The organism is Pseudomonas sp. 2995-3 (genome assembly GCF_002742565.1).
Classification (GTDB): domain Bacteria; phylum Pseudomonadota; class Gammaproteobacteria; order Pseudomonadales; family Pseudomonadaceae; genus Aquipseudomonas; species Aquipseudomonas edaphica.
Genome location: NZ_LJSB01000178.1, coordinates 161,614 through 180,758, shown reverse-complemented (window position 1 = coordinate 180,758; position 19,145 = coordinate 161,614). Strand labels below are relative to the sequence as shown.

Sequence of the window (19,145 nt, the reverse complement as noted above, 5' to 3'; positions counted from 1 at the left end):
AAAGCAGCTTTTGGAAAGCTGCTTTTCTTCTACCGATGTCATGGAGTGTCACCAATGCAAAACGCCTATATCTCTTCCCTGATCTTTGCAGTCCTCACCAGCCTCTCCGTAGCAACCACCGCAGCCCCCTCCATCAAACCCGAAGCCCCGGCGCCTATCACGGCCCAGATGGCTAACGTCGAGCAATCCACCAAGGTCAATCTCAACACCGCCGACGCTGAAGTCCTGCGCCGCGACCTGTTCGGTATTGGCGCCGCCAAGGCCAAGGCGATCATCGCCTATCGCGACAGCAACGGGCCTTTCACGGCGGTAGACGAGTTGCTGGAAGTCAAAGGCATCGGTAAGGCGTTGCTGGAGAAAAACCGCGACAGGCTGGCAATCAACTAAGGGTGTAAATCCTGGGCAAGAGGCCGGTCATTGACCGGCCTTCTGTTTGTCCGAGACCTGTTCTTTCAAACACCCGCGTACCACTTCCATGATATGGGCTGCCAGTTCCGGGTTTTCGACGCTTCTGGCCAACACCAATGCGCCCACCAATGTCGACATCAGTACCAGGCTCTCGTGTTCCCCCTTTGGGTGCTCCAATGCTGAGTCGATCTGCGTCAACCTGGCTTCAAGTACCGCATCCGTTACCGGACTATGCTGCCCTCGCAGGCCCAGCTCCGACGACATCGTGGGCAGCGGGCAGCCTTCACCCGGCGAGGTCTGGTGCCATTGCGAAAGGTAGCTGTCGATGAACGCATCCAGCGGCCGTTTCTGGCTGAACAACATTGCGCAATGGGCATCCAGCTCTGCGGCGGCGGCCAGAAGAGCTTTGTCCACCAGTTCATCCTTGGACTTGAAATGCGCGTAGAACCCGCCGTGTGTCAGGTTTAACGCTTTCATCAAGGGCTGCAGGCCGGTGGCGCCAATACCATCGCGGCGAAATCGTACGGAGGCTTCCTTGATGATGCGTTGGTGAGTCTGGGCTTTGTGGTCTGTTGAATAACGCATAGGACGGCCTCGAGAACGAGTGCGCATTTTAGCGGAGTCGAACCTGTTTACCCATAGAGACAGTATTCAGCGGGCTTGGCATGAAAAGTGATTACATCCGTTGCATGAATTGTTCAACAATCGAGGTGCCATGATGACGCTCAGCTTGTCTCTAGCCGATCAGATTGCCCTTGAACTGCGCGCCGACATCATGGGTGGGCGGCTGCTGCCAGGTGTAGCGCTGGTCGAAGTGGACCTGGTCAAGCGCTACAACGCCTCGCGCAATACCATTCGCGAAGCGTTACACCGTTTGGGGCAGGAGGGGCTCACCCGTTATGTGCGCAACAAGGGCGTGATGGTCCGGCGTGTGGCGCGCGACGACGTGCGTGACCTGTTTGTGGTCCGCCGTACCCTTGAGCTGCAGGCCATCGCCCAGAGTGGCACGCTGACGGGCGACCACGACGTGCGTATGCAAAATGCCATCGACGCCACCACGCTGGCGCGAGAGCGCGAAGATTGGCGCGCCGTTGCCACTCATAGCCTGGTGTTCCACCAGCACGTTGTCGGGTTGATGCGCAGCCCTTTATTCGATGAGTTTTTCGCCCAAGTGATTGCTCAGTTGCGCCTGGTGTTTTGTGCGGCGCCCGATGAACAACGTTTTCAGTCGCCCTGGCTGGAGCGTGATCGTGAGATCTACACCTTGCTGGCGCAGGGCAATAAACCAGCTGCGCAGGAGGCGATGAGCCTCTATCTGCACGATTCTGAACAGCTGTCCCTGGCGCTGTTTGACTACCCTTGATGGAGGATTGCACCCATGTACAAAGACTATCCGGCTGCCTATCAGGTCAGCAAAGGCTCGGCGCTGCAAGTGGACAAGGCCTTCTACGCACGTATTCGCGACCAGGCGGGTAAACGCACATTGATCGAGCAGTTCGAAGTGCCGATTCGCACGGGCAGGGCGTGGAAAGTGCCGGCCGGGCATGTGTTTCGCGTGACAACGCCGGTAGGGCCACAGGTCGGCGATTTCAACGTGTGGAACGCCAATGACCCGCGCGAACGCCTATGGGCGGCACGCACGCGGCAGTTGCAGGGCGCCCATGTCAGTACCCATGACCGGTTATGGTCGAACCTGCCGTTTCTGCGCCCCTTGGTAACCATCACCGATGACAGCCTGGCGGGCTACGGCATCGATGAACACGGTGGGCGCCTGCACGATTTGCTCGGCACTCGCTGTGACCCGTATGTGAACCGCATGCTCACCGGCGAAGACTTCCACCACCATTGCCATTCCAACTTGACCCGCGCCGTGCTGCCCCATGGCCTGACCGAATTTGACGTGCACGATGTGCTGAATATTTTCCAGTGCACCGGTCTTAATCATGACGACATGTACTTCATGAAAGCCTGCCCGGCGCAGAAGGGCGATTACCTGGAGTTTTTTGCCGAGATTGATTTGCTCTGCGCATTGTCGACGTGCCCGGGCGGGGACTTGTCGCTACCGATGTGGGGGCCGGACGCACAAGACCCATTGACCGTGTGCCGCCCGCTGGGCGTAGAGATCTATCGCTTGGAGGAGGCGTTGCTCAACGGCTGGAGCCAGCCTGAGCGTGCTGCCTACAAGGGGCAGCACGGCTTGCATATTGCCAAGGCAGCCTGGGAATAACCTGCTTCAGCGGTCCTGCGCATCCTTGGCGTCCGCCTGGGCGTTGCGCTCGACCACGCGTTTGCGTTGTTCGTCGGTGAGTTCCACCTTGTTGGCGCTGTCACGCAGCATCAGCAGCCCACCGACGATCGACCCGATCGCTACCACTAAAATCAACCACGCATACCACGGCATAAGGCTCTCCTTGAGGCGGACCAGCGTCGGAGGATGTTCCCACGCTAATAACGGCTTTGAGTAACAGGCGTTCTGAGTAGTTCATTGTAGGCCTGTTCCGCCTCGTTAACCTTAGCGCCCGGTCAACATCGCATCAGCCGGTGCGTCGGCACGGTCTTGGGCGGTCAGCTGGAAGTAGATGAACCCCGCCAACATAAAGCCCAGGAATATCAAGCCGATCAGCGCATTGAACCAGGCCATGGCCACCAGGCACACCAGCGCCAATACCAGCGCAATAGCCGGCACGATCGGATAGCCCGGTGCGCGGAATGTGCGCTCCAGCAGCGGTTCGGTCTTACGCAGCTTGAACAGGCTGAGCATGCTCATGATGTACATCACAATGGCGCCGAACACCGCCATGGTGATCATCGCTGCGGTCAGCGTCATGCCACCCAGGTTGATCAGGCCGTCGCTGTAGATCGCGGCGATACCGACCACACCGCCGGCGATAATGGCCCGGTGCGGTGTCTGAAAACGCGACAGTTTGGCCAGGAACGGCGGCAAGTAACCAGCACGGGCCAGGGCAAAGAACTGCCGCGAATAGCCGAGGATGATGCCGTGAAAGCTTGCCACCAAGCCAAACAGACCAATCCACACCAGCATGTGCAGCCAGCCGGAGCCGGTGCCCACCACACTTTTCATCGCCTGCGGCAGCGGGTCGTTGATGTTCGACAGGGTGCGCCAGTCGCCCACGCCACCGGCGAAGAACATCACGCCCATGGCCAGGATCACCAAGGTCAGGATGCCGCTGATGTAGGCTTTTGGAATAGTGCGCTTGGGATCTTTCGCCTCTTCAGCTGCCATGGCTGCGCCCTCGATGGCGAGGAAGAACCAGATGGCGAAAGGAATGGCCGCAAACATCCCGGCAATGGCCGGTGCGCCAAAGGTGTCGGAACCCGCCCAGCCGTTCAGGGCAAAGTTGCTGAAGCTGAACGCCGGCGCGACCACGCCCATGAACACCAGCAATTCAGCGACGGCGAGCACGCACACCACCAGTTCAAAGGTCGCGGCGAGCTTCACCCCCAGGATATTCAGGCCCATGAACACGATGTAGGCCCCCACAGCCGCGTGTTTCGGATCGAGTGCCGGGAACTGCACGTTCAGGTAAGCGCCGATGGCCAAGGCAATCGCGGGTGGTGCGAAGACAAATTCGATCAAGGTCGCCAGGCCCGCGATCAAACCGCCTTTCTCGCCAAAGGCGCGACGGCTGTAGGCGAACGGCCCGCCCGCGTGAGGAATCGCGGTGGTCAGTTCGGTGAAACTGAATATAAAGCAGGTGTACATGGCGGCGACCATCAACGAGGTCACCAAAAAGCCCAGCGTGCCGGCCACGCCCCAGCCATAGCTCCAGCCAAAGTATTCGCCGGAAATCACCAGCCCGACGGCAATGCCCCATAAATGCAGGGTGCCCAAGGTGGGTTTGAGTTGTGTGTTCATCGTGTGGCGCTCCCTGAACGGGTTGGAATGATTACTGGGTGTTGCAGCGGCCATGCCATTGCGCGAACTCATGTCGTAAAGGCGCCGAACTGTCGCCATGGGGACGGTTTGGCGTTTGAATTTTTTCGGCGTCGCACCAGATGGGTGCGGTGGTGGCCTCACCGACGCCATCGCGGGCAAGCCCGGCTCCCACAGGGAATGCATTTCAATGGTGGGAGCCGGGCATGCCCGCGATGAGGCCCGCCCAGGCGCTGAAAATCCCCCTGTAAACCCCGCATAAACCCACTCTTTACGCCGTCTTTACGCCCCGCCCATGCCCTCGCTCTCGTTCCTTTACGCCACTCCTGCCGACAATTGCCCCACACGCGGCAATCGCCGCAAAACGGAGAGACTTCCATGAGCGTTCTGGACGGGGTGTCACTGCTATTGGCCGTGGCGCTGTTCATTTATCTGCTGGTTGCGCTGTTACGCGCGGATCGGAACTAGGAGCAGGCTATGCACAGTTATGACTATTGGCTGATCATCGCCTTCTTTGCCGTGGTGCTGGTGCCGGCACCGTTCCTGGGGCGGTTCTACTACAAGGTGATGGAAGGCCAGCGCACCTGGCTCTCGCCCGTGCTCGGCCCTGTCGAGCGCGGCTGTTATCGCTTGTCCGGCGTGGACGAGCACCAGGAGCAGAGCTGGCAGAAGTACACGCTGGCACTGCTGGCGTTCAACCTGGCCGGTTTTGTGTTGCTGTTTACCGTGTTGTTGTTCCAGGAATATCTCCCACTTAACCCGCAGAAATTGCCGGGTCAGGAATGGACGCTGGCCTTCAACACGGCGGTCAGTTTCATGACCAACACCAACTGGCAGAACTACAGCGGTGAAGCCTCGCTGAGCTATCTCAGCCAGATGATCGGTCTCACCGTGCAGAACTTCGTCAGCGCCGCCACTGGCCTGGCTGTGCTGGTCGCGTTGTGCCGTGGTATCGGGCGTAAATCCACCAAGACCCTGGGCAACTTCTGGGTCGACATGACCCGCGCCACCCTCTACGGCCTGCTGCCGATGTGCCTGGTGTTCGCGTTGTTCCTGGTGTGGCAGGGCGTGCCGCAAACCTTCGCGCACTATGTGAATGCCGTGACGATGCAGGGCGTGGACCAAGTGATCCCACTCGGCCCGGCAGCCAGCCAGATTGCGATCAAGCAGTTGGGCACCAACGGTGGCGGGTTCTTCGGTGTCAACTCGGCGCACCCGTTTGAGAACCCGACAGCCTGGGCCAACCTGTTCGAGTTGTCGGCGATCATCCTGATCCCGGTGGCGCTGGTGTTCACCTTCGGCCATTACGTGAAAGACCTGCGTCAGAGCCGGGCGATCCTCGGTTGTATGCTGGCCTTGTTCCTGATCGGCGGCGCGACCTCGCTGTGGGCCGAATACCAGCCCAACCCCACCCTGAACAACCCAGCTGTTGAGCAAACCGCGCCGCTGGAAGGTAAAGAGGTGCGCTTCGGTACCACTGCCACCGTGTTGTGGTCGGTCACCACTACAGCGGCGTCCAATGGTTCGGTCAACGGTATGCACGACAGCCTCAACCCGCTGAGCGGCATGGTGGCGCTGGTCAACATGATGGTCGGCGAAGTGATCTTCGGCGGCGTCGGCGCCGGTATGTACGGCATGTTGCTCAACGTGTTGATCGCGGTGTTCCTCGCCGGCCTGATGATCGGCCGCACCCCGGAATACCTGGGCAAGAAGCTGCAGGCCAAGGAAGTGCAATTGCTGGTGGTGACTTTGCTGGTGATGCCGATCGGCACCCTGGTACTGGGCGCCATCGCCGCCAGCCTGCCGGGTCCGGCGGGGGCCATCAGCAACCCCGGCCCGCACGGTTTCAGTCAATTGTTGTATGCCTACACCTCGGCCAGTGCCAACAACGGCTCGGCGTTCGGCGGCTTCAGTGCCAACACCACGTTCCACAACCTGATGATGGGCCTGGGTATGTTGATCGGCCGCTTCGGCTACATCCTCCCGGTACTGGCCCTTGCCGGCAGCCTGGCGATGAAGAAAACCGCACCGATTGGCCAGAACAGCTTCCCGACCCATGGCCCACTGTTCGTGACCCTGTTGACCGTGACCATTTTGCTGGTGGGCGGCCTGACTTTCCTGCCGACGCTGGCACTGGGCCCAATTGCTGAACACCTGAGCATGGCTGCTCCTAAATAAAGAGCTAGAGGGGATATGAAAATGAATATGCCTGCAAAAAATGCGGCCCCTGTGAGTTCTCAGGAACCGGCCAAAACCGCCATCTCCGCTCTTTGGCGTCCGGCGCTGGTCCAGGCTTTCGTCAAGCTGGACCCACGCCAACTGCAACGCTCGCCGGTGATGCTGGTGGTCGAGTTGACCGCCATCCTCACCACCGTGTTGTGCTTTGTGCCGGACACTGCGGTGCCGACCTTTGTGGCGGTACAAATCGCCGTGTGGCTGTGGTTCACCGTGCTGTTCGCCAACTTTGCCGAAGCCTTGGCCGAAGGTCGCGGCAAGGCCCGCGCCGACAGCCTCAAAGCCGGCAGCGAAGGCCTGAGCGCTCGCCGCAAAGAGGCCGACGGCAGCTTCAAGGTCGTGCCGGCCACCAGCCTGCGCAAAGGTGATGTGGTGCGCGTCGCGGCCGGGGAGATGATCCCCGGTGACGGCGAGGTCATCGAAGGTATCGCGGCCGTCAACGAGGCGGCGATCACTGGCGAATCCGCACCGGTTATCCGTGAATCCGGCGGCGACCGTTCGGCCGTCACCGGCAACACGCGGCTGGTGTCGGACTGGTTGCTGATCCGCATCACCGTCAACCCGGGCGAGTCCACGCTGGACCGCATGATCGCCCTGGTGGAAGGCGCCAAACGCCAGAAAACCCCGAATGAAGTGGCGCTGGATATCCTGCTGATCGGCCTTACGCTGATCTTCCTGCTGGTGGTGGTCACCCTGCAGCCGTTCGCCCACTTCGCCAATGGCAGCTTGCCGCTGGTGTTCCTGGTCGCGCTGCTGGTGACACTGATTCCGACCACCATCGGCGGCCTGTTGTCGGCCATCGGTATTGCCGGCATGGATCGCCTGGTACGCCTCAACGTCATCGCCAAATCCGGGCGTGCGGTGGAAGCGGCGGGTGACGTGCATGTGCTGCTGCTGGACAAGACCGGCACCATCACCTTCGGCAACCGTCGCTGTGCAGCCGTGATTGCAGCGCCTGGCGTCAGTGGTCGCGACCTGGCTGAAGGCGCGTTGCTGGCGTCCCTGGCGGACGACACGGCGGAAGGCAAATCCATCGTCGAATACCTGCGTGCTTTGCACCCTCAGGCCGAGCCAACCGTGGAGGAGCTGACCTCCGTGCCGTTCAGTGCCGAAACGCGCTTGTCCGGTGTCGACTACCAAGGCCGTGTGTTCCGCAAAGGCGCGGTCGATTCACTGCTGGCGTTTATCGGCCAACAACGCCGTGACCTGCAGCCGGCACTCTCGCGGGAAATCGACAAGATCGCCCAGAGCGGCGGCACGCCATTGCTGGTATGCGCCGATGGCAAACTGCTCGGCGCGATCCACCTCAAGGACGTGGTTAAACCCGGCATCCGCGAACGCTTCGCCGAACTGCGCAAACTGGGGATTCGCACCGTGATGGTCACCGGCGACAACCCGTTGACCGCCGCCGCGATTGCCGCTGAAGCGGGCGTGGACGACGTGCTGGCCGAAGCCACGCCAGAGAAGAAACTCGCCCGCATCCGCCACGAGCAGAACGACGGTCGCCTGGTTGCGATGTGCGGCGACGGCGCCAACGACGCTCCGGCGCTGGCCCAGGCCGACGTCGGCATGGCGATGAACGACGGCACCCAGGCCGCTCGCGAAGCGGCCAACATGGTCGACCTCGACAGCGACCCGACCAAGCTGCTGGACGTGGTGCAGATCGGCAAGGAACTGCTGGTGACCCGCGGTGCGTTGACGACCTTTTCCATCGCCAACGACGTGGCTAAATACTTCGCGATTTTGCCGGCGCTGTTTGCCTCGATCTACCCGCAGTTGGGCGTGCTCAACGTGATGCATTTGCAAAGCCCGCAGAGCGCGATTCTCTCGGCCATCGTCTTCAACGCGCTGATTATCGTGGTGTTGATTCCCCTGGCACTGCGCGGTGTGCGCGTACAGGCGGCGAGTGCGGCGGCGTTGCTGCGCCGCAACCTGCTGATCTACGGGCTGGGCGGGCTTTTGGTGCCGTTCGTGGGCATCAAGGCGATCGACATGCTCCTGACCGCGCTGCACCTGGTGTAACTGGATCGCACTTTTTGTGGAGAGGGAGCAAGCTCCCTCGCCACAGTGGTTACTCGATTTATTGAGGATTTCAAGATGACTAACATGATCCGCCCGGCCCTGAGCCTGCTGGTCCTCATGACCCTGATCACCGGCGTTGCCTACCCGCTGGTGGTCACCGGTGTCGCCCAAGTTGCGTTCCCCGACCAGGCCAACGGCAGCCTGGTGCGTGACGCCGAGGGCAAAGTGCGCGGCTCCAGCCTGATCGCCCAGGATTTTACCGGTGACAGCTGGTTCCACCCACGCCCATCGGCTGGCGCGTTTGCGACGGTCTCCAGCAGCGCCAGCAACCTGGCCCCAAGCAACCCGGCATTGGCCACGCGTATTTTTGATGACGCGAATAAACAGTTGGTGCCAGGCCAGGGGCCGGTGCCTTTGGCCTCCCTGACTACCTCCGGCAGCGGCCTTGATCCACACTTGCCACCGGCGGCGATTGCCTATCAACTGGCGCGAGTAGCGGCGGCGCGGAATGTGCCGGTGTCTACACTGCAGCGCTTGCTCGATGAGCACATCGAAAGCCCGCTGGTGGGGCCGCCGGTGGTGAATGTGCTGGCGCTGAACATGGCGCTGGAAACGTTGTAAACCGTGGTGCCGTTATCGCGGGCAAGCCCGCTCCCACAGGGAAATGCATTCCAAATGTGGGAGCGGGCTTGCCCGCGATGACGGCCTGAAGGATTCCAAATAAACACCTGAAGGAACTCCAAAGCATGAGCGACTCCGGCCGCGCCGATGCCCTGTTAGCCGATCTGCCACGGGACGGCCGTGGCCGGCTCAAAGTCTTCCTCGGTGCGGCGCCCGGTGTGGGCAAGACCTACGCCATGCTCCAGGCCGCCCACACTCAACTGCGCCAGGGTGTGCGCCTGATCGCAGGCGTGGTTGAAACCCACGGCCGCGCCGAGACCGAAGCCTTGCTCAGCGGCCTGCCGCAGCAACCCTTGCTGCGCAGCGAATACCGTGGCGTGATGCTCGAAGAAATGGACCTCGACGGCCTGCTCGCCGCCAAGCCCAAGCTGGTGCTGGTGGATGAGCTGGCCCACAGCAACGCCCCCGGCAGCCGCCATGAAAAACGCTGGCAAGACATCCAGGAACTGCTCGCCGCCGGCATCAACGTGTTCACCACGGTCAACGTCCAGCACCTGGAAAGCTTGAACGATCAAGTGCGTGGCATCACCGGCGTGCAAGTGCGTGAAACCTTGCCCGACTGGGTGCTGCAAGAGGCCGACGAACTGCTGCTGATCGACCTGCCGTCCCGCGAGCTGCTCGAGCGCCTGCGCGACGGCAAGGTGTATGTGCCGGAACAGGCCCGCGCCGCCATCGACGCATTCTTCACCCAGACCAACCTGATGGCCCTGCGCGAGCTGGCCATGCAAACCGCTGCTGCGCATGTCGATGACGATTTGGCCCAAGGCTACCGCCAGCTCGGTCAGGCCGCCCCGGCGGTGCGCGGGCGTTTGCTGGTGGGCGTGGACGGTGATGCGCAGGCCGAACGCCTGGTGCGTCACGCCAGCCGCGTGGCCCAGCGCCGGCATTTGCCGTGGAGCATGGTGCATATCGATAACGGCCGTGCGCACGACGAGCAATCGCGCCTGCGCCTGCAGAACGCCCAGCAATTGGCCGAACGGCTGGGCGGCGAAGTGGTGTTGCTGCGCGCTGGCGAAGTGGCCAAGACGCTGATCCAGCATGCCGCCGAACGCCGCGCCAGCCTGCTACTCGTGGGGCAGTCGCGGATGCGCTGGCGGCGCAGGCTGTTCGGAGGTGGCTTGGCGGCACGCTTGCTGCGCAATGCGCGGGGTTTGGAGATCAACGTGCTCGACAGCGACGACATGCCCGCGCCGCCACGCCTGCCGGATGTGCGCGGGCTGGTGTGGTTCGACTATGGCCTGGCGGTGGTTGCAACCATCGTCGCGGCGGCGCTGGCCTGGGCGGTAGCCAGTGTGTTGCCGCTGCCGAATATCTCATTGGTGTTTCTCGCTGCGGTACTGCTGGTCGGTGTGCGCAGCAGCCTGGGACCGTCGCTGGTGTGTGCGGCGCTGTCGTTCCTGAGCTACGACTTTTTGTTTATCCCGCCGAAATTCTCCTTTGCCATCCAGCGTGAAGAAGACGTGCTGACCCTGTTGTTTTTCTTGCTGATGGCGGCGCTGACCGGCAACCTCGCGGCGCGTCAGCGTCAGCAGTTGCAGGCCTTGCGCGACACCCAGGAAGAAACCAGCGAACTGCTCGACCTGTCGCGCAAGCTCACTGCGGCCACCGACCGTCAGGCGGTGATCAGTGCAGCGGCCCATCATCTGGACGGCTGGAGTGATCTGGACCTGTGTCTGCTTAATCGCGACGGCCAGGGCGGCTGGAAGGTTGAAACCGGCACCGCGCTGAACCTCACCGAAGCCGAACGCGCCGCCGCCGATTGGGCCTGGCAGCATGATCAACCGGCTGGCATGGGCACCGGCACGTTGCCGTTTGGGCGTTGGTGGTGGTGGCCGCTGTCGGGCGAGGAGGGGCCGTTGGGTTTGCTTGGCGTCAGCCCCAAACCCGGCCTGGAATTGAGCGGCCAACGCCGTCGCCTGCTCACTGCATTGAGCCAGCCATTGGCCCAGGCTCTGGCGCGCGCACAGCTGGCGCAGGAGCTGGAATCGGCGCGCCTGCACGGCGAAACCGAACAACTGCGCAGCGCCTTGCTGGCCTCGGTGTCCCACGATTTGCGCACGCCGTTGACCTCGATGCGCGGCAGCATCGACAGCCTGCTGGCGCTCGGTGAAGCCATCCCGCTGGAAGACCGCCGCGAATTGCTTGAAGGCACTCGCGATGAAGCCGAGCGCCTGGACCGCTATATCCAGAACCTGCTGGACATGACACGCCTGGGTCACGGCGCCCTGAAGCTGGCGCGCGATTGGGTCTCGCCGGGTGATATCGTCGGCAGCGCCCTGGGCCGCTTGCGCGCGGTACTGGCGCCGTTGCAGGTACACACCGACGTGCCGGCGCAGTTGCCGTTGCTGTATGTACACGCGGCGTTGATCGAGCAGGCCTTGGTCAATGTGCTGGAAAACGCCGCGCGTTTCTCACCGCCCCACGGCCGTTTGCAGGTGAGTGCCGGCGTGGCCGATGAGCAACTGTTTTTTTCGGTGGCCGACGAGGGGCCGGGGATCCCCGAGGACGAGCGTGCGAAGATTTTCGATATGTTCTACACCGCCGCCCGTGGTGATCGCGGCGGGCAGGGCACAGGCCTTGGCCTGGCGATCTGCCAGGGCATGGTAGGCGCACACGGCGGGCATATCCGCGTCGAGGATGGTATAGAGGGGCGCGGCACCTGCATCAGCTTGTTCCTGCCGTTACCGACGCAACCTGGCCCGGAGCGCGAGCCTTGAGCTACCCTCTTTTCTCCACGGATTTTGATTGGACACCATGAGCCAGACCGCGACGATTTTAGTCATTGATGACGAACCGCAGATCCGCAAATTCCTGCGTATCAGCCTGGCCTCCCAGGGCTACAAGGTGATCGAGGCCGGCACCGGCAACGAGGGCCTGGCCCAAGCGGCATTGAGCAAACCGGATTTGCTGGTGCTCGACCTTGGCCTGCCCGACATGGACGGCCAGCAAGTGTTGCGCGAGTTTCGTGAGTGGTCGACGGTGCCGGTATTGGTGCTGTCGGTGCGCGCCAGCGAAGTGCAAAAAGTCGAAGCCCTGGACAGCGGCGCCAATGACTACGTGACCAAGCCCTTTGGCATCCAGGAATTTCTTGCCCGTGTGCGCGCCTTGTTGCGCCAGGCACCGGCGGGAGAGGCTCAGGAAGCGGCTTTGAGTTTCGGCCCTTTGACGGTGGACCTGGCCTATCGCCGGGTGCTGCTGGACGGTGCCGAGGTGGCCCTGACCCGCAAGGAATACGCGGTGCTGGCGCAACTGGCGCGGCATCCTGGGCGGGTGATCACCCAGCAGCAATTGCTCAAGGATATCTGGGGGCCGACCCATACTGAAGACAGCCATTACCTGCGCATTGTGGTGGGCCATCTGCGTCAGAAGTTGGCGGATGATCCGACCCAGCCACGGTTTATCGTGACCGAGGCGGGTGTGGGGTATCGGTTGTTGAATGCCTGAATGTTGCAGTGCCTGAACGGGCCTCATCGCAGGCAAGCCAGCTCCCACCTTTTGATCTGTGAATACATTCAAAGGTGGGAGCTGGCTTGCCTGCGATAGGGCCATCAGCCACATCCACACGTTCAACCCTGCTCACTCTCATACTTGTCCAAGGTATCACTGGCAATTTCCCGCCCCAACGCGATCAACTCCGGCGCCTTGTAGAACTCGAAAAAACGGCACACGCGCTTCGGCACGTTGATCAACACGTCCGGCGGGTAACCGGCAATCTTGTACTGCGCCAACGAGGTCTGCATCACTTCGAAGCTCTGGTTGATCAGGTCCAGCAGTGACGCCGGCCCGACGTTATCGATAATGAACGAGCCGGTCGCGGACTTCGGTGCGCCTTGTTTTTCCGGGGCGGCCGCAGGTTGTTGGGCCTCGGGTTCGGCCGACTCCAGCCACGGGTTGATTTCGGCGGCCTGGGACTGCAAGGCTTCCTGTTCCAGCTTCATCAGTTGCTCGGCCTGTTTGCGCCGAAACGGCAGGTGCGAACCCAGTGATTTGGCCAAGCTGTTGAAGCGGCTCTTGAACGCCGGCGGGCGCTGGATCACTGGCAGGTGGTAGTGCTTCTGGTTGGTGGCGTTGAGGTTGACTGCGATGATCAAGTCGCAATGGCTCGACACCACCGGCACGATCGGCAGCGGGTTGAGCAGGCCGCCGTCCACCAGCATGCGGTTGCCTTGCATCACCGGCGTGAACAGGCTGGGAATCGCCGCCGAAGCGCGCATGGCCTGGTGCAGGCAGCCTTCCTGGAACCAGATTTCCTGTTGGTTGGTCAGGTCGGTGGCCACGGCGGTGTAGGGAATCCGCAGTTCTTCGATATTGATCTCGCCGACGATCTTGCGGATTTGCCCGAAGACTTTTTCGCCACGAATCGCCCCCAGTCGAAAGCTCACGTCCACCAGGCGCAGCACGTCCAGGTAGTCGAGGCTCTCGATCCAGTTGCGGTATTCGTCGAGCTTGCCGGCGGCGTAGATCCCGCCGACCACGGCGCCCATGGAGCAGCCGGCGATACAGGCGATGTCGTAGCCGCGCCGTTCGATTTCCTCGATCACGCCGATGTGGGCGTAACCGCGGGCGCCGCCGGAGCCGAGCACCAAGGCAACACGTTTTTTCATGAGCTGATCCTTCGCAAAACAGTGGCCCACAATGCGCTTACCGGCCGAGGGCATCAAAATATTTTTCCAGAATAGCCATTACGCTCGGGTATGCTCTGGCGGTAGGCATTTCTGAGCAGGCACTGCTGAAAGCACTTTTGAATGGACACTTCTGATTTCAGGCGGCCCCCAAGGCACTTTTCCTTGGAGGCAACGTCTACAGCCTACGACTGTTTTTCTATATTTGAGGTGTCATTGATGAAAGCCTGGATGTGTGTGCCTGTGATCGTGTTGGCCCTGGCCGGTTGTGCCGGCAAAACCGCATACCGCGACAGCTGTGGCACGCAATTGGATGCGGCCTGGCACGAGTTGGATTTGGCCAAGGCCGAAGGCTTTGCCGGCACCGTGAGCTACTCTAAGGCTTTGTCGCTGTTAACCGGCGCCAAGACCCAGCAGCAATTCGAAGCGTTTGAAGGCTGTTCCAACAAGGCCGAGAAAGCGCGCTTCTACATTCGTGAGTCCCGCGCCGGGCGTTGATCGGTAAGCGGGGACTAGGGTTTCATCGTTAAGGGGGAAGGGATGTCAGCGCTGGTTGATCAGTTAGTCGCTCAGGTCATTGGCCTGGAAGTAGGGTTACTGAGCTGCCAGGCTCGCCTCGCCGCCGTTACCGACGATGAAGCCTTGCATGACCTGCGCACCACCGTGCGGCGCCTGCGCAGTTTGTTGCGCCCCTTGCGTGGGCTACCGGGTGTCGAGCAGCTGGAATTGGCCGCCAGCACGGTCGGCCAATTGACCACGCCGTTGCGTGACCGTGAGGTACTGGCGGCGTATTTGCAGCAGCACGGCCATCACGCGGCGGCCGACCGGCGCCTGCGTTTGCAGGCCGATGCTTACCGCCAGGTGGCGCAAAGCCCGGAACTCGCGCATTTGCTGCTGATCCTGGATGCCTTCCCGCGTTTTATCCGCGCCTCCCAACACCAGAGACTGCTCAAAGGCCTGCGCCCGCGGATCGAGAAGCGTCTGGCCAAGCAGTCGCAGAAACTCGATGACGCCCTCAAAGACCCGGATCATGACCGCCACCGTCTGCGCCTGCTGATCAAGCGCGTGCGCTACGCGGCCGAAGCCTACCCCGAACTGGACAAACTGCCGGCCAAGGCGATGCAACGCCTCAAGCAAGCGCAAGGCGCCCTGGGCGATTGGCACGATTGCTGGCAATGGCTGGCCCAGGCTGAACATCAACCCGACCTGCAGCCGTGTGTTGCGGTTTGGCAGCGCACCATGGCCAAGGCTGAAGGCCAGGCGGATCGGGTGCTGGACAAGCTCAGCGCGGATTGTTTCTAAACCGGTCCGGCTTTTGGCCGGAATAGGCGCTGTGCCTGCTCAACCTGCTGGTTAAGATCCCGACATCGGTTTTCTGGATGTGAGGTTGCCATGCGCTTTTGTGATTTGCTCGATGCCGCCCGTAACAACCCGCTGGAAGTGACCATCCCTGCCGAGTGGGCGCAGGGCCGCGCAACCTTTGGTGGCCTGGTGGCTGCCTTGCAATACGAAGCCTTGCGCGCCCAAGTGCCGGCGGAACGGCCTTTGCGCTCGCTGGCCATCACCTTTGTCGGCCCGGTAGCGCCGGATGTGCCCGCCAGTTATCAAGTCGAAGTGCTGCGCGAAGGCAAGGCGGTCAGCCAGTTGCTCGGCCGCGTGGTGCAGAACGGCGAAGTGGCGACCTTGGTACAAGCCAGCTTTGGCGCGGCCCGTGAGTCGGTAATTGATGTGTCGAGCGAAGCGCCGCCGGTGTTCAAACACTGGGATGAGTGCCAGGAACTGCCCTATATCAAGGGCGTTACCCCCGAATTCATGCGCCACCTGGCGATGCGCTGGAGTGTCGACGGCCTGCCGTTTACCGGTAATAAATCCCGCGACATGGGCGGTTGGGTGCGTTTGCGTGGGGACGTGAAGGAAGAGCCGCTGACCGAGTCGCATATTCTTGCCCTGGTCGACGCCTGGCCACCGGCCTTGCTGCCGCACCTGACCAAGCCCGCGCCGGGCAGCACCTTGACCTGGACCATCGAGTTCATCCAGCCGCTGCAAAGCCTGACCACCCTCGACTGGTGCCAGTACTACGTCAACATCGAGCACGCCCGCGACGGCTACGGCCATGCCGCTGCCGCGCTGTGGAGCCCGAGCGGCGAGTTGATCGCCATCAGCCGCCAGACCGTGGTGGTCTTCGCCTGAGCCTCAGAAGTGCTGGCTGCCCTGGGCCTCCAGCGTGCGGCCGTGGCGTTGCAGCGCTAGGCCAGCCAACACGCCGACGACGCCGATGGCAAAACTGGCCAGGCTGAAGCTGAATACGCCAGACACCATCAACAGAAAACCAATGATCAGCAAAGGCACGGCAATCAGTTGCAGGCCCAGGTTGGTGGGGTGCTGGTGAGCCTGTGGCTGAGTGCGCCATTGCCAGGCGGGGAAGTTGGGGTGACGTTTGCCCATGATGATCAATCCTCTGTCCGTTGAAACAACATGGACAAAGTTTAGGTCGCAGGCACCTGGGACGGCGAATCAAGGCTCGCTATGGAGGCCATAGCCAGCCTTGTTTGGCTTATAGCTTCAATTGCCCGATCGCCTTGCTCAACTCCCCGGCCAAGGTCGCCAGCTGATTGCTGGTGGTGGCCGACTCCACCGTCTGCTGCACGGTGTTCTCGGTGACATCGCGAATGCTCACCACCGCGCGGTTCATCTCTTCGGCCACATGGCTCTGCTGTTCGGCGGCCACGGCAATCTGGGTGTTGCTTTCGCGCATCTGGGCCACAGCACTGGTGATTTCGGCCAGTGCGGCACCGGCATCCTGGGCTTGTTGCACACAGTCGTCGGCCTTGAACGAGCTTTCCTGCATGAAGTCCACCGCGTCGCGGGTGCCGGCTTGCAGCGCCGACACCATGCGGGTGATTTCATCGGTGGAGCTTTGCACGCGCTTGGCCAGGTTGCGTACTTCGTCGGCGACCACGGCAAAACCACGGCCCATTTCGCCGGCGCGGGCGGCTTCGATGGCGGCGTTGAGGGCGAGCAGGTTGGTCTGTTCGGCAATGCTATGGATCACGCCGACCACACCGTTGATTTTCTGGCTGTCTTCGGCGAGTTTCTGGATCATTTCAGCCGTCTGCTGCACGCCGGTGGACAGGCCGGCGATAGAGCGCTGTACCCGGGAGACCACTTCCTGGCCGCTGCCGGCGAGGGTGTCGGCGGTCTGGGACAGGTCGCGGGTAGCGCCGGCATGTTGAGCGATATAGTAGACGGTGGCGGTCATCTCATTGATGGCGGTAGCCGCCTGGTCGGTTTCGCTTTGCTGGCCGAGCATGCCGTGCTGTACCTCGTTCATGCTGCTGGCCAGGCGCGCGGCGCCGTCATCGAGTTGCTGGGCGGTGCGCGCCACGGTACTCACCACGCGCTGATAGCCGGCCTGCATGGCGTTGAAGGCGCTGGCCATCTGGCCCACCTCGTCCGTGCAGGCCAGGGGCACGCGGGCCGACAGGTCGCCGGTCTTCTCCACGTGCAGCATCACGTCCTTGAGGGTGTTGAGTTGGCTGAGCAGGAAGCGGATCAACAACTGCGAGGCACCGAGCATCGCCAGCATGAGGATCAACACGGCCACGGCGTAGTTGGCGAAGCGTTCACTGAAAACCTGACTGAGGCTGCGGCCATAGGCCAACACGGCGATCTGTTGGCCATCGGCCCGTGTGACGACGTCGGCACCGATCAGTGGGTTTTCCCCGAGCAAGGGCATGTGATTGAGTTCGACCCAACCGCTGGCGGTGCTCAAGGCGGACAGCTCCTGATCAGCCAACGATGGGATTTGGCCGCGGGCAAAGGTCAGCCAATGTTCATCTTTGGGTAATGGGGTGTTGGCCGGCCAGGCACCGAGTAATCGCGCCTGGGCCTGCGCCGAGGCCCGAGATGCATCGCTGCGGGCCTGTTGCTCGAGCTGCACGGCATAGAGCACCAGCAGTAAGGTGGTGATGAAAGCGACCGCATTCACGGCCCAGAATTTGTACTTCAGCGAGATATTGCTAAGCCAGGCACCCATGGAAGGTTTTCTCTGATAGCGGAAACAGCATTGGCAAGGTGCCATTATTGTGCCGCTACTCAGGAAAGCGTTTTTGACATGGGTCAATGCGCCGCATCATGTGTGAGCAGGCTTGCCTGCGATGGCATCAACTCGGTACACCTGACATACCAAGGTGCCTGCATCGCAGGCAAGCCAGCTCCCACATTTAATCGGGTATGGCTTCTGAGCTCACGTCGAACCCTGCGTTGCCACCGAGGGCAAACCGAAAAACGCACGGGAGCAGGCGGTGCTGTGCTCGGCCAGGTCTTCCGGCGTTTCATTGCGATGCAGTGCCACTTCACGCAGCACTTCGGGCAAATAAGCCGGTTCATTGCGGCCATTTTTCGGCTTCGGCCGCAGGGTGCGCGGTAGCAAGTACGGCGCATCGCTTTCCAGCATCAGGCGGCCACGGGGAATTTCTTTGACCAGCGGATGCAGGTGTGTGCCACGGCGCTCGTCGCAGATCCAGCCGGTGATGCCGATATGCAAGTCGAGGTCGAGGTAGCTGAACAGCGCCTGTTGCTCGCCAGTAAAACAATGCACCACGGCGGCGCTGAGGTGGTCGCGGTAATCCTTGAGGATCTCCAACAGGCGCTGGTTGGCGTCACGTTCGTGCAGAAACACCGGCAGTTTCAGCTCAACCGCCAGTGCCAGGTGCTCTTCAAGGACTTTTTCCTGCTGCGGACGCGGGGAAAAGTCGCGGTTGAAGTCCAGCCCGCATTCGCCCACCGCACGCACGCGGCTTTCGTTGAGCAACCCGCGCAAACGTTGGGCGCTGTCGCCGTTCCAGTCACTGGCCGAGTGCGGGTGGATGCCGGCGGTGCTGAACAGGCGTTGGCCGCTGTCATCGAGGTTTACGCACAGTTCCAGGGCTTGCTCGCTGCCTTCGACGCTGGTACCGGTGAGCACCAATTGTTGCACGCCGGCGGCGTAGGCACGGTCGAGAACGGCCTGGTGCCTCTCGTCGAAACTGGGGTTGGTCAGGTTGACGCCGATATCAATGAGTTGCATGGTGCTAGCTCCGCCTGCGGCCGGAAAGCATATCAGAGCTGTAGATTTATAAGAAAAACTAAGAACTACAACGCGTTATAGCTGTCTTTGAACGTCGCAAGTGACATTGTGGCTGGCCCGCCGCCTGCCCCGACGCCACCGTTGCGTGCCTTGCCAGCGCTTGAAGCGCTCTGTTTCTGACCTCCAGCTTCTCGTCTTTCACGAGATGGCTGGC

The 19,145-nt window shown here is 61.7% G+C and carries 18 protein-coding genes and 1 pseudogene; 12 read left to right on the top strand and 7 right to left on the bottom strand.

Annotated elements, in window-relative coordinates:
• The first annotated feature begins 54 nt into the window (after positions 1–54).
• The gene (locus AOA62_RS15535) at positions 55–387 is read left to right on the top strand and encodes a helix-hairpin-helix domain-containing protein (protein ID WP_017136089.1); all 333 of its coding nucleotides are present in this window, start codon (positions 55–57) and stop codon (positions 385–387) included.
• A 27-nt stretch (positions 388–414) separates the two neighbouring features.
• Here the strand turns inward: AOA62_RS15535 and AOA62_RS15530 are convergent, their stop codons facing one another.
• Positions 415–993, bottom strand: coding sequence for a TetR/AcrR family transcriptional regulator (locus AOA62_RS15530; RefSeq protein ID WP_099549088.1), 579 nt, complete (start codon positions 991–993; stop codon positions 415–417).
• Between the two features lie 133 nt (positions 994–1,126).
• On the opposite strand from AOA62_RS15530, the gene AOA62_RS15525 reads away from it, so the two are divergent.
• Both AOA62_RS15525 and AOA62_RS15520 read left to right on the top strand, forming a co-directional pair.
• Positions 1,127–1,771, top strand: coding sequence for a GntR family transcriptional regulator (locus AOA62_RS15525; RefSeq protein ID WP_026013604.1), 645 nt, complete (start codon positions 1,127–1,129; stop codon positions 1,769–1,771).
• A 15-nt stretch (positions 1,772–1,786) separates the two neighbouring features.
• Positions 1,787–2,635 carry a DUF1989 domain-containing protein gene (locus AOA62_RS15520; RefSeq protein ID WP_099549087.1) on the top strand — a complete coding sequence of 283 codons (849 nt, stop codon included), beginning with the start codon at positions 1,787–1,789 and terminating at the stop codon, positions 2,633–2,635.
• A gap of 6 nt (positions 2,636–2,641) precedes the next feature.
• Here the strand turns inward: AOA62_RS15520 and AOA62_RS15515 are convergent, their stop codons facing one another.
• Together AOA62_RS15515 and eat are read right to left on the bottom strand one after the other, a co-directional pair.
• A complete protein-coding gene (locus tag AOA62_RS15515) occupies positions 2,642–2,809 on the bottom strand; it encodes a DUF2897 family protein (RefSeq protein ID WP_017136085.1) in 168 nt (55 codons plus the stop codon).
• A 111-nt stretch (positions 2,810–2,920) separates the two neighbouring features.
• On the bottom strand, positions 2,921–4,285 hold the full coding sequence (gene eat / locus AOA62_RS15510; RefSeq protein WP_017136084.1) for an ethanolamine permease: 1,365 nt from the start codon (positions 4,283–4,285) through the stop codon (positions 2,921–2,923).
• Positions 4,286–4,681: 396 nt separating this feature from the next.
• Here eat and kdpF point away from each other — a divergent pair, with 396 nt between their 5' ends.
• From kdpF to AOA62_RS15480, 6 genes are all read left to right on the top strand, one after another.
• The gene (gene kdpF, locus AOA62_RS15505; protein WP_003218754.1) at positions 4,682–4,771 is read left to right on the top strand and encodes a K(+)-transporting ATPase subunit F; all 90 of its coding nucleotides are present in this window, start codon (positions 4,682–4,684) and stop codon (positions 4,769–4,771) included.
• Between the two features lie 9 nt (positions 4,772–4,780).
• Positions 4,781–6,481, top strand: a complete 1,701-nt coding sequence (gene kdpA, locus AOA62_RS15500; protein ID WP_017136083.1) for a potassium-transporting ATPase subunit KdpA — start codon at positions 4,781–4,783, stop codon at positions 6,479–6,481.
• A gap of 21 nt (positions 6,482–6,502) precedes the next feature.
• Positions 6,503–8,560, top strand: coding sequence for a potassium-transporting ATPase subunit KdpB (kdpB, locus tag AOA62_RS15495; protein ID WP_169985681.1), 2,058 nt, complete (start codon positions 6,503–6,505; stop codon positions 8,558–8,560).
• A gap of 75 nt (positions 8,561–8,635) precedes the next feature.
• The gene (gene kdpC / locus AOA62_RS15490) at positions 8,636–9,181 is read left to right on the top strand and encodes a potassium-transporting ATPase subunit KdpC (protein WP_017136081.1); all 546 of its coding nucleotides are present in this window, start codon (positions 8,636–8,638) and stop codon (positions 9,179–9,181) included.
• 125 nt (positions 9,182–9,306) lie between these two features.
• On the top strand, positions 9,307–11,958 hold the full coding sequence (locus AOA62_RS15485; RefSeq protein WP_099549085.1) for a sensor histidine kinase KdpD: 2,652 nt from the start codon (positions 9,307–9,309) through the stop codon (positions 11,956–11,958).
• 37 nt (positions 11,959–11,995) lie between these two features.
• Positions 11,996–12,685: a response regulator gene (locus AOA62_RS15480; protein ID WP_017136125.1), complete on the top strand. Its 690-nt coding sequence runs from the start codon at positions 11,996–11,998 to the stop codon at positions 12,683–12,685.
• A gap of 122 nt (positions 12,686–12,807) precedes the next feature.
• On the opposite strand, the gene AOA62_RS15475 is transcribed toward AOA62_RS15480, so the two are convergent.
• Positions 12,808–13,845, bottom strand: coding sequence for a patatin-like phospholipase family protein (locus AOA62_RS15475; protein ID WP_099549110.1), 1,038 nt, complete (start codon positions 13,843–13,845; stop codon positions 12,808–12,810).
• A 237-nt stretch (positions 13,846–14,082) separates the two neighbouring features.
• On the opposite strand from AOA62_RS15475, the gene AOA62_RS15470 reads away from it, so the two are divergent.
• The 3 genes from AOA62_RS15470 (at position 14,083) to AOA62_RS15460 (ending at position 16,053) form a co-directional block, all read left to right on the top strand.
• A complete protein-coding gene (locus AOA62_RS15470) occupies positions 14,083–14,361 on the top strand; it encodes a hypothetical protein (protein ID WP_010176194.1) in 279 nt (92 codons plus the stop codon).
• Positions 14,362–14,403: 42 nt separating this feature from the next.
• The gene (locus tag AOA62_RS15465) at positions 14,404–15,165 is read left to right on the top strand and encodes a CHAD domain-containing protein (protein ID WP_099549084.1); all 762 of its coding nucleotides are present in this window, start codon (positions 14,404–14,406) and stop codon (positions 15,163–15,165) included.
• Between the two features lie 90 nt (positions 15,166–15,255).
• The gene (locus tag AOA62_RS15460) at positions 15,256–16,053 is read left to right on the top strand and encodes an acyl-CoA thioesterase II (RefSeq protein ID WP_099549083.1); all 798 of its coding nucleotides are present in this window, start codon (positions 15,256–15,258) and stop codon (positions 16,051–16,053) included.
• A gap of 6 nt (positions 16,054–16,059) precedes the next feature.
• On the opposite strand, the pseudogene AOA62_RS15455 reads toward AOA62_RS15460, so the two are convergent.
• The 3 genes and pseudogenes from AOA62_RS15455 to AOA62_RS15445 all read right to left on the bottom strand — a co-directional run.
• Positions 16,060–16,308, bottom strand: a pseudogene (locus AOA62_RS15455) (terminase); the annotation flags it as partial.
• A 109-nt stretch (positions 16,309–16,417) separates the two neighbouring features.
• Entirely contained in the window at positions 16,418–17,899 is a 1,482-nt protein-coding gene (locus tag AOA62_RS15450; protein ID WP_099549081.1) for a methyl-accepting chemotaxis protein, read from the bottom strand.
• A 210-nt stretch (positions 17,900–18,109) separates the two neighbouring features.
• The gene (locus AOA62_RS15445; RefSeq protein WP_099549080.1) at positions 18,110–18,931 is read right to left on the bottom strand and encodes a TatD family hydrolase; all 822 of its coding nucleotides are present in this window, start codon (positions 18,929–18,931) and stop codon (positions 18,110–18,112) included.
• Between the last annotated feature and the right edge of the window lie 214 nt (positions 18,932–19,145).

Bases quoted from the DNA above. Each gene is read 5' to 3' on its own strand.
- AOA62_RS15450 (WP_099549081.1), bottom strand. From the start codon at position 17,899: ATGGGTGCCTGGCTTAGCAATATCTCGCTGAAGTACAAATTCTGGGCC.
- kdpC (WP_017136081.1), top strand. From the start codon at position 8,636: ATGACTAACATGATCCGCCCGGCCCTGAGCCTGCTGGTCCTCATGACC.
- AOA62_RS15465 (WP_099549084.1), top strand. From the start codon at position 14,404: ATGTCAGCGCTGGTTGATCAGTTAGTCGCTCAGGTCATTGGCCTGGAA.
- AOA62_RS15460 (WP_099549083.1), top strand. From the start codon at position 15,256: ATGCGCTTTTGTGATTTGCTCGATGCCGCCCGTAACAACCCGCTGGAA.
- kdpA (WP_017136083.1), top strand. From the start codon at position 4,781: ATGCACAGTTATGACTATTGGCTGATCATCGCCTTCTTTGCCGTGGTG.
- AOA62_RS15475 (WP_099549110.1), bottom strand. From the start codon at position 13,845: ATGAAAAAACGTGTTGCCTTGGTGCTCGGCTCCGGCGGCGCCCGCGGT.
- AOA62_RS15480 (WP_017136125.1), top strand. From the start codon at position 11,996: ATGAGCCAGACCGCGACGATTTTAGTCATTGATGACGAACCGCAGATC.
- AOA62_RS15535 (WP_017136089.1), top strand. From the start codon at position 55: ATGCAAAACGCCTATATCTCTTCCCTGATCTTTGCAGTCCTCACCAGC.
- AOA62_RS15515 (WP_017136085.1), bottom strand. From the start codon at position 2,809: ATGCCGTGGTATGCGTGGTTGATTTTAGTGGTAGCGATCGGGTCGATC.
- AOA62_RS15530 (WP_099549088.1), bottom strand. From the start codon at position 993: ATGCGTTATTCAACAGACCACAAAGCCCAGACTCACCAACGCATCATC.
- eat (WP_017136084.1), bottom strand. From the start codon at position 4,285: ATGAACACACAACTCAAACCCACCTTGGGCACCCTGCATTTATGGGGC.
- kdpF (WP_003218754.1), top strand. From the start codon at position 4,682: ATGAGCGTTCTGGACGGGGTGTCACTGCTATTGGCCGTGGCGCTGTTC.
- AOA62_RS15485 (WP_099549085.1), top strand. From the start codon at position 9,307: ATGAGCGACTCCGGCCGCGCCGATGCCCTGTTAGCCGATCTGCCACGG.
- kdpB (WP_169985681.1), top strand. From the start codon at position 6,503: ATGAATATGCCTGCAAAAAATGCGGCCCCTGTGAGTTCTCAGGAACCG.
- AOA62_RS15520 (WP_099549087.1), top strand. From the start codon at position 1,787: ATGTACAAAGACTATCCGGCTGCCTATCAGGTCAGCAAAGGCTCGGCG.
- AOA62_RS15525 (WP_026013604.1), top strand. From the start codon at position 1,127: ATGACGCTCAGCTTGTCTCTAGCCGATCAGATTGCCCTTGAACTGCGC.
- AOA62_RS15445 (WP_099549080.1), bottom strand. From the start codon at position 18,931: ATGCAACTCATTGATATCGGCGTCAACCTGACCAACCCCAGTTTCGAC.
- AOA62_RS15470 (WP_010176194.1), top strand. From the start codon at position 14,083: ATGAAAGCCTGGATGTGTGTGCCTGTGATCGTGTTGGCCCTGGCCGGT.